The sequence below is a fragment of the Burkholderia mycopellens genome, assembly GCF_964265025.1.
Lineage (GTDB): Bacteria > Pseudomonadota > Gammaproteobacteria > Burkholderiales > Burkholderiaceae > Burkholderia.
Genome location: NZ_OZ183802.1, coordinates 391762 through 405389, shown reverse-complemented (window position 1 = coordinate 405389; position 13628 = coordinate 391762). Strand labels below are relative to the sequence as shown.

At 68.0% G+C, this 13628-nt stretch carries 16 protein-coding genes and 1 riboswitch; all 16 genes read right to left on the bottom strand.

Going from position 1 to position 13628, the window contains the following annotated elements; translation table 11 throughout:
• Nucleotides 1-126 precede the first annotated feature (126 nt).
• The 16 genes from hisD to ACPTTC_RS01855 all read right to left on the bottom strand — a co-directional run bounded on the left by hisD (nt 127) and on the right by ACPTTC_RS01855 (nt 13231).
• Nucleotides 127-1443: a histidinol dehydrogenase gene (hisD, locus tag ACPTTC_RS01930; protein ID WP_423391383.1), complete on the bottom strand. Its 1317-nt coding sequence runs from the start codon at nt 1441-1443 to the stop codon at nt 127-129.
• Nucleotides 1444-1467: 24 nt separating this feature from the next.
• Nucleotides 1468-2121, bottom strand: coding sequence for an ATP phosphoribosyltransferase (hisG, locus tag ACPTTC_RS01925; RefSeq protein ID WP_175957873.1), 654 nt, complete (start codon nt 2119-2121; stop codon nt 1468-1470).
• Entirely contained in the window at nt 2118-3467 is a 1350-nt protein-coding gene (gene murA / locus ACPTTC_RS01920) for a UDP-N-acetylglucosamine 1-carboxyvinyltransferase (protein ID WP_175957874.1), read from the bottom strand. Before murA ends, hisG begins: the two co-directional genes overlap by 4 nt.
• A gap of 14 nt (nt 3468-3481) precedes the next feature.
• Entirely contained in the window at nt 3482-3721 is a 240-nt protein-coding gene (locus ACPTTC_RS01915) for a BolA family protein (RefSeq protein ID WP_006477131.1), read from the bottom strand.
• A 56-nt stretch (nt 3722-3777) separates the two neighbouring features.
• Nucleotides 3778-4533 carry an ABC transporter permease gene (locus ACPTTC_RS01910; protein WP_175971974.1) on the bottom strand — a complete coding sequence of 252 codons (756 nt, stop codon included), beginning with the start codon at nt 4531-4533 and terminating at the stop codon, nt 3778-3780.
• A complete protein-coding gene (locus ACPTTC_RS01905; protein ID WP_175241006.1) occupies nt 4530-5456 on the bottom strand; it encodes an ABC transporter ATP-binding protein in 927 nt (308 codons plus the stop codon). Before ACPTTC_RS01905 ends, ACPTTC_RS01910 begins: the two co-directional genes overlap by 4 nt.
• Before the next feature lie 192 nt (nt 5457-5648).
• Nucleotides 5649-5924, bottom strand: a complete 276-nt coding sequence (locus ACPTTC_RS01900; RefSeq protein WP_027788544.1) for an STAS domain-containing protein — start codon at nt 5922-5924, stop codon at nt 5649-5651.
• A complete protein-coding gene (locus tag ACPTTC_RS01895; RefSeq protein WP_226200904.1) occupies nt 5921-6550 on the bottom strand; it encodes an MlaC/ttg2D family ABC transporter substrate-binding protein in 630 nt (209 codons plus the stop codon). Before ACPTTC_RS01895 ends, ACPTTC_RS01900 begins: the two co-directional genes overlap by 4 nt.
• Before the next feature lie 111 nt (nt 6551-6661).
• Nucleotides 6662-7603 (bottom strand): MlaA family lipoprotein, encoded by a 942-nt coding sequence (locus ACPTTC_RS01890; protein ID WP_226200984.1) that lies wholly within the window; start codon nt 7601-7603, stop codon nt 6662-6664.
• A 31-nt stretch (nt 7604-7634) separates the two neighbouring features.
• Entirely contained in the window at nt 7635-8195 is a 561-nt protein-coding gene (gene mlaD, locus ACPTTC_RS01885) for an outer membrane lipid asymmetry maintenance protein MlaD (RefSeq protein ID WP_423391382.1), read from the bottom strand.
• Between the two features lie 24 nt (nt 8196-8219).
• On the bottom strand, nt 8220-8987 hold the full coding sequence (gene mlaE, locus ACPTTC_RS01880; protein ID WP_011350717.1) for a lipid asymmetry maintenance ABC transporter permease subunit MlaE: 768 nt from the start codon (nt 8985-8987) through the stop codon (nt 8220-8222).
• Nucleotides 8984-9805, bottom strand: a complete 822-nt coding sequence (locus ACPTTC_RS01875) for an ABC transporter ATP-binding protein (protein ID WP_226200902.1) — start codon at nt 9803-9805, stop codon at nt 8984-8986. The genes mlaE and ACPTTC_RS01875 overlap by 4 nt, the downstream gene beginning before the upstream one ends.
• A gap of 84 nt (nt 9806-9889) precedes the next feature.
• Nucleotides 9890-11014 carry a thiamine phosphate synthase gene (gene thiE / locus ACPTTC_RS01870; protein WP_423391381.1) on the bottom strand — a complete coding sequence of 375 codons (1125 nt, stop codon included), beginning with the start codon at nt 11012-11014 and terminating at the stop codon, nt 9890-9892.
• The gene (locus ACPTTC_RS01865; protein WP_175957881.1) at nt 11011-11826 is read right to left on the bottom strand and encodes a thiazole synthase; all 816 of its coding nucleotides are present in this window, start codon (nt 11824-11826) and stop codon (nt 11011-11013) included. Before ACPTTC_RS01865 ends, thiE begins: the two co-directional genes overlap by 4 nt.
• A gap of 38 nt (nt 11827-11864) precedes the next feature.
• On the bottom strand, nt 11865-12062 hold the full coding sequence (gene thiS, locus ACPTTC_RS01860) for a sulfur carrier protein ThiS (protein WP_011350713.1): 198 nt from the start codon (nt 12060-12062) through the stop codon (nt 11865-11867).
• Nucleotides 12063-12094: 32 nt separating this feature from the next.
• Entirely contained in the window at nt 12095-13231 is a 1137-nt protein-coding gene (locus tag ACPTTC_RS01855; protein WP_423391380.1) for an FAD-dependent oxidoreductase, read from the bottom strand.
• Nucleotides 13232-13465: 234 nt separating this feature from the next.
• A riboswitch (TPP riboswitch) is annotated at nt 13466-13589 on the bottom strand.
• Nucleotides 13590-13628: the final 39 nt, after the last annotated feature.

The following is a 13628-nucleotide window of genomic DNA, read 5'->3' as shown; positions in this document are numbered from 1 at the left end:
GTCGCGCCGGCGTCAATGGGTCGGCAGAGCGGCGGCTGCCGCCCTGCACAGGTGTCTCCAGCCCCGGCCTTCCGGGGCAGGCCGGGCGGCGCATCGGCGCCAGCCGCGGCCCCGCACAACGTGTGGTCAGTTCTTCATCCGGAACTCGGCGCTCTTCGCGTGCGCCTGCAGCCCTTCGCCGTACGCGAGCTCGGATGCGATCTCGCCGAGCGTCTGCGCGCCTTCCGCGCTGACCTCGATCAGGCTCGAGCGCTTGATGAAGTCGTACACGCCGAGCGGCGACGAGAAACGTGCGGTGCGCGACGTCGGCAGCACGTGGTTCGGCCCCGCGCAGTAGTCACCCAGGCTCTCGCTCGTGTAGCGGCCGAGGAAGATCGCGCCCGCATGGCGGATCTGCTGGCCCCATTGCTGCGGCTCCAGCGCGGAAATTTCCAGGTGCTCGGGCGCGATGTCGTTCGCGATCCGGCAGGCTTCGGCCATGTCGCGCACCTTGATCAGCGCGCCGCGGCCTTCGAGCGACGCGCGGATCACGTCCTGGCGCGGCATCGACGGCAGCAGCTCGTGGATCGCCTTTTCGACCCGCTCGAGGAACGCACCGTCCGGGCACAGCAGGATCGATTGCGCGAGTTCGTCGTGCTCGGCCTGCGAGAACAGGTCCATCGCGACCCAGTTCGGATCGGTCGTACCGTCGCACAGCACGAGGATTTCCGACGGCCCGGCGATCATGTCGATGCCGACCGTGCCGAACACGCGGCGCTTCGCCGATGCGACGTAAGCGTTGCCGGGGCCGCAGATCTTGTCGACGGCCGGCACCGTCGCCGTGCCGTATGCGAGCGCGCCGACCGCCTGCGCACCGCCGATCGTGAACACGCGATCCACGCCGCCGAGCAGCGCCGCGGCGAGCACGAGGTCGTTCTTCACGCCATCCGGCGTCGGCACGACCATCACGATCTCGCCGACGCCCGCGACGCGCGCGGGAATCGCGTTCATCAGCACCGACGACGGGTACGCGGCCTTGCCGCCCGGCACGTACAGGCCGACGCGGTCGAGCGGCGTGACCTTCTGGCCGAGCACCGTGCCGTCGCTTTCCGTGTACTGCCAGCTATGCGTGCCGCACTCGATCTTCTGCTTCTCGTGGTACGCGCGCACTCGCGCGGCAGCCGCTTCCAGCGCCGCGCGCGCCTTCGGCGCGAGGCCGTCGAGCGCCGTCTGCAGCGCGTCCTGCGGCAACTCCAGCGCGGCGACGCTGTTCGCGCTCAGCCGGTCGAAGCGGTTCGTGTACTCGAGCACCGCGGCGTCGCCGCGCGATTTCACGTCGGTGAGGATCTGCGCGACCGATTGCTCGATCGCCGCGTCTTCGCTCGCCTCGAATGCGAGCAGCGCGCGCAGCTCGGCGCCGAAGCCTTCGCTCGTCGAATCAAGCTTGCGGATGGTGATGGACATGGGAGTTCCGTTACGGTGATGCGCTCAACCGCCATTCTGCGACGCGCGTTCGAACGCGTCGAGGATCGGCTTGAGTGCCGTGCGCTTCAATTTCAGCGCAGCCTGGTTCACGACAAGGCGCGACGAGATCGCCATGATCTCCTCGACCTCGACCAGATTGTTCGCCTTCAGCGTGCCGCCTGAGCTGACGAGGTCGACGATCGCGTCGGCCAGCCCGACCAGCGGCGCAAGTTCCATCGAGCCGTACAGCTTGATCAGGTCGACGTGCACGCCCTTCGCGGCAAAGTGTTCGCGCGCCGTTTCGACGTACTTCGTCGCGACGCGCAGCCGCGCGCCCTGGCGCACGGCGCTCGCATAGTCGAAACCGGCCGACACGGCCACCGACATCCGGCAGCGCGCAATGTTCAGATCGATCGGCTGGTACAGGCCCGAACCGCCGTGCTCGACCAGCACGTCCTTGCCGGCCACGCCGAAATCGGCCGCGCCGTACTCGACATAGGTCGGCACGTCGCTTGCGCGCACGATGATCACGCGCAGGTCGGGGTTCGTCGTCGGCAGAATCAGCTTGCGCGACGTTTCCGGATCCTCGGTGACCTGCACGCCCGCCGCGGCCAGCAGCGGCAGGGTTTCCTCGAAAATCCGGCCCTTCGACAGGGCAAGGGTCAGCGGCGCGCTCATGCTTGGCTCCCGGAGAGGCGGCGCACGTTCGCGCCGACGGCGGTCAGTTTGGCTTCCATGCGGTCGTAGCCGCGGTCCAGATGATAGATGCGGTCGACCAGCGTTTCGCCGTCGGCACGCAGCCCGGCAATCACGAGGCTCGCCGACGCGCGCAGGTCGGTCGCCATCACGTTCGCGCCCGACAGCTTCTCGACGCCCGTCACGAGCGCGGTGTTGCCGTCGATCGTGATGTTCGCGCCGAGCCGGTTCAGCTCCTGCACGTGCATGAAACGGTTCTCGAAAATGGTTTCGACGACCTGCGCGGTGCCCGTCGCGACCGTATTGAGGGCCATGAACTGCGCCTGCATGTCGGTCGGGAACGCCGGGTATTCCGACGTGCGGATCGTCACCGCCGACGGCCGGCGGTCCATCTTCACGCGCAGCCAGCTGTCACCTTCCTCGATCGACACGCCAGCTTCGCGCAGCTTGTCGATCACAGCGTCGAGGATGTGCGGGCGCACGCCCGTCAGCATCACGTCGCCGCCGGCCGCCGCGACCGCGCACAGGAACGTGCCGGCCTCGATGCGGTCGGGGATCACCGAATGGCGCGCACCGTGCAGCCGCTCGACGCCCTGGATCACGAGGCGGTCGGTGCCGATGCCGTCGATTTTCGCGCCCATCGCGACCAGCAAGTGTGCGAGATCGCTCACTTCCGGCTCGCGCGCGGCGTTTTCGATCACCGTCTCGCCGTCGGCGAGCGTCGCGGCCATCAACAGGTTTTCCGTGCCGGTCACCGTGATCATGTCGGTCACGATGCGCGCGCCCTTCAGGCGCTTCGCGCGGGCTTCGATGAAGCCGTGCTCGATGCTGATCTCGGCGCCCATCGCCTGCAGGCCCTTGATGTGCTGGTCGACCGGACGCGCACCGATCGCGCATCCGCCCGGCAGCGACACCTTCGCCTCGCCGAAACGCGCGAGCAGCGGCCCGAGCACGAGGATCGACGCGCGCATCGTCTTCACGAGCTCGTACGGCGCGACGAGGTTGTCGACGCGCGACGCGTCGAGCTGCACGCGGCAGCCGTCGGTCTCGCTCTTCACGCCCATCTGGTTCAGCACCTTCAGCGTGGTGCGCACGTCCTTGAGATTCGGCACGTTGTGGAGATCGACCGGATCGCCGGTGAGCAGCCCCGCGCACAGGATCGGCAGCGCGGCATTCTTCGCGCCCGACACGACGATCTCGCCCGACAGGCGGTGGCCGCCTTCGATCACGAGCTTGTCCATCCCATGGCCATGCGATTCCCCGTTGGCGGCCGGGTGTGCCGTGGCGACGCTCTGGACAGCGTCGCGCTCGTTGACGGTGACTTGCACTCAGTGATTTCCGTTTATGCGTTCTGCCATTCGGCGGGCGTCAGCGTCTTCATGCTGAGCGCGTGAATTTCCTGCTTCATGCGATCGCCGAGCGCCGCGTAGACGAGCTGGTGCCGCTGGATCGGCCGCTTGCCTTCGAAGGCCGCCGACACGATCGTCGCGAAGAAATGCTGGCCGTCGCCTTCGACTTCCAGATGCGTGCAGGCGAGACCGCCGGCGATGTATTGCTTGACCTGTTCGGGAGTCGGCAACATGGTGTAAGGCTCCTGTCGGCGCGCGCCGCCCGAATGGCGGCCGCTGCCTGTCGATATCAATGACGCAGTTTGTAGCCGGTCGCGAGCAGCCGCATCGCGATCAGCGCGAGCAGCACGAAGAAACCGGTGACGATCGCGAGGCTCGCGAACGGGTTGATGTCGGACGCGCCGAAGAACCCGAATCGGAAGCCGTCGATCATGTAGAAAAACGGGTTGAGACGCGAGATCTCGCGCCACACGGGCGGCAGCGAGTGCGTCGAATAGAACACGCCGGACAGGAACGTCAGCGGCATGATCAGGAAGTTCTGGAACGCGGCGAGCTGGTCGAACTTCTCGGCCCAGATCCCGGCGATCAGGCCGAGCGTGCCGAGGATCGCCGAGCCGAGCAGCGCGAACGCCATGATGAACAGCGGCGCCGCGAAATGCATCGGGACAAACCAGATCGTCACGACGAACACGCCCGCACCGACCGCGAGGCCGCGCACCACGGATGCGAGCACGTACGCGCCGAACATGTCGCGGTACGACAGCGGCGGCAGCAGCACGAATACGAGGTTGCCGGTGATCTTCGACTGGATCAGCGACGACGAACTGTTCGCGAACGCGTTCTGCAGCACGCTCATCATCACGAGGCCCGGTACGAGAAAGCTCACGTACTCGACACCCGGATAGACCTCGACGCGGCCCGACAGCGCGTGGCCGAAGATCGTCAGGTACAGCAGCGCCGTCACGATGGGCGCAAGCACCGTCTGGAACGACACCTTCCAGAAGCGCAGCAATTCCTTGTAGAACAGCGTTTGAAACCCGCTCATGCCAGACCCTCGATCACCTCGGCCCCGTTCATCACCTGGACGAACACATCCTCGAGGTCGGCCTTGCGGACCTCGATCTCGTCGAACGTACAGCCCGCCGCGCGGCATTGTGCGAGGATCCGCTCGACATCGTCATAGCTCGTGAGGCGCAGCAGGTGCTCGCCCGGCGCGCGGGCGGCCGGGTCGGACTCCAGCCCGCGCAACTCGGACGGCAGGGCGCCGGCCGCGAGGCGCAGGTAGAGCTGCAGCCCGGCGAAGCGGCGCAGCAGCGCGTCGGTGCGGTCGAGCGCGACCACTTCGCCGCGACGCAGCATCGCGATGCGGTCGCACAGCGACTCGGCTTCCTCGAGGTAGTGCGTGGTCAGCACGATCGTGTGGCCTTCGCGGTTCAGGCGCGAGATGAATTTCCACAGCGTCTGGCGCAATTCGACGTCGACGCCGGCGGTCGGTTCGTCGAGCACGATCACGGGCGGCCGGTGCACGAGCGCCTGCGCGACCAGCACGCGGCGCTTCATCCCGCCCGACAGCGCGCGCATGTTCGCGTCGGCTTTCTCGGTGAGGTCGAGATTGGCCATCACTTCGTCGATCCAGTCGTCGTTGCGGCGCAGCCCGAAATAGCCGGACTGGATCCGCAGCGTCTCGCGGACGGTGAAGAACGGATCGAAAACGAGCTCCTGCGGTACGACGCCGAGTGCGCGGCGCGCACCACGGAAGTCCTTGACGACGTCGTGGCCGCGCACCGAGATGCTGCCTTCGTCGGCCCGGGCCAGCCCGGCGAGGATACTGATGAGCGTGGTCTTGCCTGCGCCGTTGGGGCCGAGCAGACCGAAAAACTCGCCTTCCTCGACCGACAGGCTGACGCCCTTGAGCGCCTGAAGCGACTTGTAGCGCTTCTTGACGTGACGGATTTCTATGGCTGACATGACTGTGCGCGACGCCAGGGCCGCGACGCCTATTCTGTGCTTGCTGCGAAAGAAAATGGGGGCCGGACGCCGATTGGCTGCCCCGCAAAACGCTTGATTATAGGGCAAACCGGCTGGTGGAGCCGGTGCCGGAGGCACGCGGCCTGGAGCGTGCGCGCGCCGGGCGGCGCGGCAGGCTCCGGTCGGACAGGGTCAATGTCGCCCGGTGCCCTCGATGAGCGCGTCGACGCCGTAGGCGCGCGCGAGGCTGGCGAGCTTCGGGGGGAGATTGAGGATGTCGAGGGTCGCGCCGCGCGCTTTGGCGGCACGTTGCCATGCGAGCAGCACGGCGAGCGCGGACGAGTCGAACTGCGTCAGCGCCGCGCAATCGACGGCGGTCGCGCCCGCGCCGATGCGCGCAAGACCGTCCGCGAGCGCGGACTTCGCGCTCGCGACGGTCAGCGAGGAGCCGGCTTCGAAGCCGCTCACGACGCTTGCTTGCCGGCGGCAAGTTGCTGGTTGCGCTGCGTGAGGAACTGGATCAGGCCGTCCACGCCGCTCTGCTGGATCTTCTCGTTGAACTGCTGCTGGTACGTCTGGATCAGCCACGCGCCGAGCACGTTCAGGTCATACACCTTCCAGCCGTTCGCCGTCTTGTACAGGCGGTAATCGATCTGGACCGGCTGGCCGTTGTTCATCGCGACCGTTTTGACCACGACATCGGTATCGGCCGGATCGGCACGGAACGGCGGGTACTGGATCTGCTGGTCCGGCTTCAGCTGCGCCAGCGCACCCGAATACGTGCGGATCAGCAGCAGCTTGAACTGCTCCTGGACCTGCTGCTGCTGCTCGACCGTGGCCGTGCGCCAGTTGCGCCCCATCGCGAGCTGCGTGGTGCGGCGGAAATCGGTGTACGGCAGGATGTCCTTGTTGACGATCGTAATGATGCGGTTGGTGTCGCCCTGCTTGATCGTCTGCTGCTTGACTTCGTCGAGCACCTGCTGCGTCGCCGTCTTGATCAGCGCTTGCGGGTTCGACTGGTCGACTTGCGCGTGGGCTGCGCTGCCGAACGAGAACAGCGCCGCGAAAACGGGGATCAGGAACAGTTTTTTCATCATAGTGACCTGCATGAATGAGTCGATGCGGAGGTTGGAGCAGGTAGCTTACGCGCAAGTTCGCGCACGCTACCGACTGAATCGTTTCCGGCTGTAACGAATGTAAATGCGTCAGTGCAGCCGGATGCTCGGGAAGCGGAAGCCGCCCGGCGACGGCGGCGCCACCTGCATCGCCGGCACGTTCGTTTCGCTGGCCGGGTTCGGCGATTCGGCCGTGCCCGAAGCCGGTGCGGCCACCGCCGCGCCCGATGCGCCCGCCGGCGCCGTTGCACCGCCCGCCGTACCGGCTGCCGCCGGCGCCGCGCCGTCTTCCGGCAGGTCGTACTTCGGCAGCGCGTCGTTGCCCGACGTCGCGGCCGCCTCGCCGCGGGCGTTGCTGATCAGCATCTGGCGACGCTGCAGGTACGCGTTACGCACGAACGAATACTTGTCGAGGGCCGCGGCATCCAGCACGTCGCCTGCGCCGAGCAGGTTCGAACGCGTGTTGACGAGGTTGACGCCGAACAGGCCCCAGCTCACGCCATCCGGCTTCACGTAGGTGAGCGGGTTGCCGACGTAGTCGACGCCCAGGCCGGCCGTGTCGCGCAGCGTGCTCGGGCCGAGCAGCGGCAGCACGAGATACGGGCCCGACGGCACGCCGTAGCGGCCCATCGTGATCCCGAAGTCGGCCGTGTGCTTCGGCAGCTTCGCGATCGTCGCGACGTCGAACAGGCCGCCGACGCCGAACACCGTGTTGATCACGACCCGCATGATGTCGCCGACGCCGTCCGCGATCCGCAGCTGCACGATGTTGTTCGCCGCGATGTAGACGTCGCCGATGTTCGAGAAGAAGTTCGTCACGCTGTCACGCACCGGCTGCGGCACCACGTACTGGTAGCCCTTCGCGACCGGCTTCAGCGCATACGTGTCGACCGTGTCGTTGAACTTGTACATCGTCCGGTTGAAGCCTTCGAGCGGATCGCCCTTGGTCGGCGTCTGCACGGTCGCGCAGCCGCTCAACGCGGCGACTGCCGCCACCGCCAGCGCGGCCTGCCTGATGCGGATCGTCTGCATGGTCATTACCCTCTTGTTTTCTCTCGTGTGGTTATTGGGCCGCCGAACCGGACGCGGCGGACACCGCCGACGCCGGCACCGCCACCGGCGCCGGTGCGGCCGGCGCACCGGCTGCGGGTTTCGCCCCGCCCGCATCGGCAGCCTTGCTGTACAGGAACTGGCCGATCAGGTTCTCGAGCACGATCGCCGATTGCGTCATCGTGATCGTATCGCCCGACTTCAGCATTTCGGTGTCGCCGCCCGGATCGAGGCCGACATATTGCTCGCCGAGCAGGCCCGACGTCAGGATCTTCGCCGACGAATCCTTCGGGAACGGGTACTGGCCATCGATATCGATCGTGACAAGTGCCTGGTACGTGTTCGTGTCGAAGCCGATCGTCTTCACGCGGCCGACCACGACGCCCGCGCTCTTCACGGCCGCGCGCGGCTTCAGCCCGCCGATATTGTCGAATTTCATCTTCACCGAATAGGTCGGCTGAAACGACAGCGAGCTCATGTTGCCGACCTTCAGCGCCAGGAACAGCACCGCAAGGAAGCCCACCACCACGAACAGGCCGACCCAGAAGTCGAGAGCAGTCTTTTTCATCGTCATCCCAAAATTTGGCTTGGCTGAGGCTTAGCTGAACATCAGCGCGGTCAGCAGGAAATCGAGGCCGAGTACGGCAAGCGACGCGAACACGACCGTCTTGGTGGTCGCGCGCGACACGCCCTCGGGCGTGGGCTTGGCTTCATACCCTTGATACAGTGCAATGAAGGTCACGGCGAACCCGAACACGATGCTCTTCAGCACGCCGTTGCCGACGTCGGCCCAGACCTGCACGCCGCCCTGCATCTGCGACCAGAACGCGCCCGGATCGACGCCGATCAGCACGACGCCGACGAAGTAGCCGCCGAGCACGCCGACCGCGTTGAAGATCGCGGCGAGGAGCGGCATCGCGATGATGCCCGCCCACATGCGCGGCGCGATCACGTTCTTGATCGGGTCCACCGCCATCATCTCGAGCGCGGTGAGCTGTTCGCCGGCTTTCATCAGACCGATCTCGGCCGTGAGCGACGTGCCCGCGCGGCCCGCGAACAGCAGCGCGGTGACGACCGGCCCGAGCTCACGCACGAGCGACAGTGCGACCAGCAGGCCGAGCGCCTGCTCGGAACCGTAGCGGTTCAGCGTGTAATACCCCTGCAGGCCGAGCACGAAGCCGACGAACAGCCCCGACACGGCAATGATCACGAACGAATAGTTGCCGAGGAAGTGGATCTGCTTCGTGACCAGCCGCGGCCGGCGCAGCAGCGGGAAGAATTCCAGCACGAGGCGCACGAACAGGCGCGTGCCGTAGCCCGTGCGCTCGAGGCCGCCGATGACGTAACGTCCGATCGCGCTGATCATGCGCGCCCTCCGCCGAGCCCGAAATCCGCGGCAAGCGGCGGGCTCGTGTAATGAAATTTGAACGGGCCGTCCGGCGCGCCGTCGATGAACTGCCGCACGCTCGGATCGGTCGATGCGCGTAGCTCGTCGGGCGTACCCTGCGCAAGCACGCCGCCGTTGGCCAGGAAATACACGTAGTCGGCGATCGCGAACGATTCCGGCACGTCGTGCGTGACGAGGATCGACGTGGCGCCCAGCGCCTGGTTCAGCGTGCGGATCAGGTTCGCGGTGATGCCGAGCGAGATCGGATCGAGGCCCGCGAACGGCTCGTCGTACATGATGAGCTGCGGATCGAGCGCGATCGCGCGTGCCAGCGCGATGCGGCGCGCCATCCCGCCCGACACCTCGGACGGCATCAGGTCGCGCGCACCGCGCAGCCCGACCGCGTTGAGCTTCATCAGCACGAGGTCGCGGATCAGGTCGTCGGGCAAGTCGGTGTGCTCGCGCAGCGCGAACGCGACGTTCTCGAACACCGACATGTCGGTGAACAACGCGCCGAACTGGAACAGCATGCCCATCTTGCGGCGCAGCGCGTACAGGCCGTCGCGCGATTGCGCGCCGACATCGGCGCCGTCGAACAGCACCTGGCCGCGGCGCGCGCGCACGAGGCCGCCGATCAGGCGCAGCACGGTCGTCTTGCCGCAACCCGACCCGCCCATGACCGCAACGACCTGCCCACGCCCGAAGCGCAGGTTCAGGTTGGACAGGACGAGGCGGTCGCCGTAGCCAAAGTCGACGTCGCGAAGTTCCAGCAATGTCTCGGGAGGAGTGGGGCTCACGGAGCGGACAGTCCTTTTACGCAGAACGCCGAATTATAGGGCCTGCATTGGAATGATGTCGTGACGCCGTTCCGGGCCCTGCGGTCAATGATTGTCAAATTGTCCGGGAAAACATTGCTGCAGCGCAATAAGCGCAGTCCGATAGTCGGCTGCGCCCGTGACCGCACTGACCACCGCGACGCTGCCGACGCCGGTTGCCAGCACGGCCGGCAGCGTGTCGAGGCCCACCCCGCCGATCGCGACGAGCGGCGCCTGCGTGCCCGCGAAGCGCGCATAGCGGGTGATCCGCGCGAGGCCCTGCGGCGGCGCCGCAACGGCCTTGGTCGCGGTCGCGTACACGGGGCCGAGCGCGAGGTAGCTCGGGCGCTCGTGCAGCGCCCGCAACATTTCGTAATAACCGTGGCTCGACAGTCCGAGCCGCAGGCCCGCGCGCGCGATTGCCGCCAGGTCGGCCGTCTCGAGGTCTTCCTGGCCGAGATGAACGCCATACGCGCCTTCATCTGCTGCGATCTGCCAGTGATCGTTGATGAACACGCGTGCATCTGGATAGCGGCACCCCGCCGCGACCGCACGCGCGATTTCCCGGCGCAACGCGTCCGGCGTCGCGCCTTTCACGCGCAACTGCACGGTCCGCACACCGCAATCGAGCACGCGCTCGACCCATTCGGCATCCGGCACGACCGGATAGAGGCCGAGCTGCGCGGGGCATGGCGCGAACGCGGGCTCGGGCGCGGCCGGCAGCCCGGCGACGCGCGGGAACCGTGCGGCGTCGACCGGCCACGCGTCTGCCGCGCGCGTCTCGTCGCCGTCGCGCCAGGCCAGCGCCAGCACCAGCGCGTCGACCGGCGCAAAGCCGCAATCGAGGAACGCGGCGAGCGCGGCGATCCAGTCGTCCCCGAGCGGATGCGCGGCGTCGAGCGCGTAGCGTGCACCCGCCGCGTGCAGCACCGCGCCCTGCTCGTCGAATTCGATCGCGACCGCGCCCGGTGCCGCGGGCCGCGACGCAGCCGACGCGCGCGCCTGCGCGGCGCGGTCGCCGGCCGAGACGATCAGCACGTCGCCGTCGGCCGGCACATCGGGCACCGCAACGCAGAGGCGCCACGGCGCCGCACCGCCCGGCCAGTCGCCGAGCCGCGCGCGAATCCGTTCGGCCGCTTCGGCCAGTTCGTCGGCCGGCGGCCAGAATGCATCGGCGAAACGCGCGCTCATGCGCCGCCTCCGTCCTGGTGCCAGAACGGCATCCCGACGACCGGGGTGCTCGCATGCGCGGTCTCGCGCGCATCCATCGGCCCGGCGAGATACGCGGCGCGGCCGGCCTCGACGCCCTGCGCAAACGCGCGCGCCATGATCTCCGGGTGCGTGGCCTGCGATACGGCGGTGTTCAGCAACACGCCGTCGAAACCCCACTCCATCACCTGGCACGCGTGCGACGGCACGCCGAGCCCCGCGTCGACGATCAGCGGCACGTCGGGCAGCCGCTCGCGCAGCACGCGCAAGCCGTACGGGTTCACGACGCCCTTGCCCGTGCCGATCGGCGCGCCCCACGGCATCAGCGCCTCGCAGCCGACATCGAGCAGGCGCCGGCCGATCACGAGATCCTCGGTGCAGTACGGCAACACCTTGAAACCGTCCTTCACCAGTTGCGCGGCCGCCTCGATCAGCCCGACCGGATCCGGCTGCAGCGTGTAGTCGTCGCCGATCAGTTCGAGCTTGATCCAGTCGGTGCCGAAGACCTCGCGCGCCATATGAGCGGTCGTCACGGCTTCGGCGACGGTCTGGCAGCCGGCCGTGTTCGGCAGCAGCGGCACCGCGTGGCGCTTGAGCAGCTCGAAGAAGCCGGCTTCGGCCGTGCCGCCCGTCATCTGGCGGCGCAGCGCGACCGTCACCATCCCGGGGCGCGACGCGGCGATCGAATCGGACAGCGACTGCAGCGACGGGTAGCGCGACGTGCCGAGCAGCACGCGGCTTGCAAAGGTTTCGCCGTACAGCGTCAGCGCGTCGGCGGAGGTGGGGGACGTCATGTCGTTTTCCTGGAAGAGCGGGGACGAACCGGCGGCGCTCAGCCGCCCGCGACCGGGTGCACGACGTCGAGCTTGTCGCCCGCCGCGAGTGCGCGCGCCGCGTGCTGCGTGCGCGCGACGAAGTTGCCGTTCAGCGCGACCGCATACGGCGGACGCGCGCCGTACGCGGCGAGCGCGTCGGCCACCGTTGCGCCGTCGGGCAACGTCAGGTTCTGTTGGTTGATCTGGATATCCATGAGGCTTCGTCGAATTCGGTCGGCAGCGCGCGTCAGGCCGGCTGGCGCGCGTCGTGGCGATGATGAAGGAGCGTCGGCCAGCGCTCGGCGTCGCGCCACGCGGCGAACGCATCGGCATCGCCGAACGCGCCGCCGAGCGCGGCTTCGGCGACCGCAACCGCCGCGTGCGCGACTTCCGGCGCGATCATGAAGCCGTGCCGGTACAGGCCGTTGACGGCGAGCGTCGATGCGCCGTCCCAGATCACCGCCGGGCGATGATCGGGCAGCGTCGGCCGGCACTGCGCGTTGAGTTCGAGGATGCGCGCCTCGCCGAACGCCGGATGCACGGAGAACGCCGCGCTCAGCAATTCAAGCGCGGAGCGCACGCTGACGGGCGACATGTCCTCGCCCTCCACCTCGGTCGCGCCAATCACATAGAGATCGTCCTGCTTCGGCGCGATGTACAGCGGGTAGCGCGGATGCAGCAGCCGCACGGGCCGGGTAAGCCCGATGCCGGGCGCGCGCACGCGCGCGACTTCGCCGCGGATGCCGCGCAACGCCGGCAGCGCGGGTTTCGCGCCGAGCCCGCGGCAATCGATCGTGACATGCGCGGCGGGCAGGTTCGCATCGTCGATCGTGACGTGCCAGTGCAGGTCGACGCCACGCTCGACGAGGCCCGCCGCGAGCGCGTGCAGCGCCTGGCGGTTGTCGAGCTGGCCTTCGTTCGGCAGCAGCAGGCCGCGCGCGAAGCGGCCCGCGAGCACCGGCTCGGCCGCATCGACCTGCGCGCCGGCGAGCGTCACGAAACCGTTGTCGAACAGGTCGGCAGGCGCGTTCGCGCGCACGCGCCGCTCGAACAGCGGCGCCTCCGCGCGGTCCGCGTGATGCCAGACGACGAGCGTGCCGTGATGCTGGAAGAAGACGGGTTCGGGCAGTTCCGCGAGCCACTGCGGCCAGCGCGCGAGGGAAGCTGCGCCGAGCTCGGTGATCAGCAGTTCCGCGCTCGCGGCTTCCGCGAGCGGCGCGAGCATCGCGGCCGCGACCCATGCGGCCGACTGCTCGCCGTCCGGGCCGCCGCGCTCGTAGAGCGCGACGCGATGACCGTCGCCCGCGAGCCGCCATGCGATCAGGCGGCCGACGAGGCCGCCGCCGAGCACCGCGAAATCGGGCCGGGAATCCTGGACGTTCATCGCACACGCTCCTCGCGAGCCGCGCGAGCACGCGCGACGAGCGTCGACGTGCACGCGCCGCCCCGTGCGAACGCACGCGACATCGGGCCGGGAACCATGCAAAAGACTGAAGATTGTGCGGTCATCATTCCTTCCGTAACGCGCAAGGCGCGTACCCAAAAGGACGAAACCGGCAGCAAAGGCCGGCCGGGCGGGACAAGGGCGCTGACCATGTGGGATGGCAGCCAGCGCGACCCGGCGGGATCAGAAACTTCCCTCGCCGGTATTACCCGGATCGGGTGCGAAGGGTCTTTCTCAGCCTCATCGCGCTGCCCGGAACATCTGCCGGCCACGCCACGAAGCACCCCTGTTTCGTCGTCGGCCATTAGACCATAAAAGCGGAAAGCGCCGCAAACTG

Coding starts and splice junctions, on each gene's coding strand:
- ACPTTC_RS01910 (WP_175971974.1), bottom strand. CDS start 4,533: ATGAGCGGGTTTCAAACGCTGTTCTACAAGGAATTGCTGCGCTTCTGG.
- ACPTTC_RS01915 (WP_006477131.1), bottom strand. CDS start 3,721: ATGTTGCCGACTCCCGAACAGGTCAAGCAATACATCGCCGGCGGTCTC.
- ACPTTC_RS01905 (WP_175241006.1), bottom strand. CDS start 5,456: ATGTCAGCCATAGAAATCCGTCACGTCAAGAAGCGCTACAAGTCGCTT.
- mlaD (WP_423391382.1), bottom strand. CDS start 8,195: ATGACGATGAAAAAGACTGCTCTCGACTTCTGGGTCGGCCTGTTCGTG.
- ACPTTC_RS01865 (WP_175957881.1), bottom strand. CDS start 11,826: ATGACGTCCCCCACCTCCGCCGACGCGCTGACGCTGTACGGCGAAACC.
- ACPTTC_RS01855 (WP_423391380.1), bottom strand. CDS start 13,231: ATGAACGTCCAGGATTCCCGGCCCGATTTCGCGGTGCTCGGCGGCGGC.
- mlaE (WP_011350717.1), bottom strand. CDS start 8,987: ATGATCAGCGCGATCGGACGTTACGTCATCGGCGGCCTCGAGCGCACG.
- hisD (WP_423391383.1), bottom strand. CDS start 1,443: ATGTCCATCACCATCCGCAAGCTTGATTCGACGAGCGAAGGCTTCGGC.
- ACPTTC_RS01895 (WP_226200904.1), bottom strand. CDS start 6,550: ATGAAAAAACTGTTCCTGATCCCCGTTTTCGCGGCGCTGTTCTCGTTC.
- ACPTTC_RS01890 (WP_226200984.1), bottom strand. CDS start 7,603: ATGCAGACGATCCGCATCAGGCAGGCCGCGCTGGCGGTGGCGGCAGTC.
- thiS (WP_011350713.1), bottom strand. CDS start 12,062: ATGGATATCCAGATCAACCAACAGAACCTGACGTTGCCCGACGGCGCA.
- thiE (WP_423391381.1), bottom strand. CDS start 11,014: ATGAGCGCGCGTTTCGCCGATGCATTCTGGCCGCCGGCCGACGAACTG.
- hisG (WP_175957873.1), bottom strand. CDS start 2,121: ATGAGCGCGCCGCTGACCCTTGCCCTGTCGAAGGGCCGGATTTTCGAG.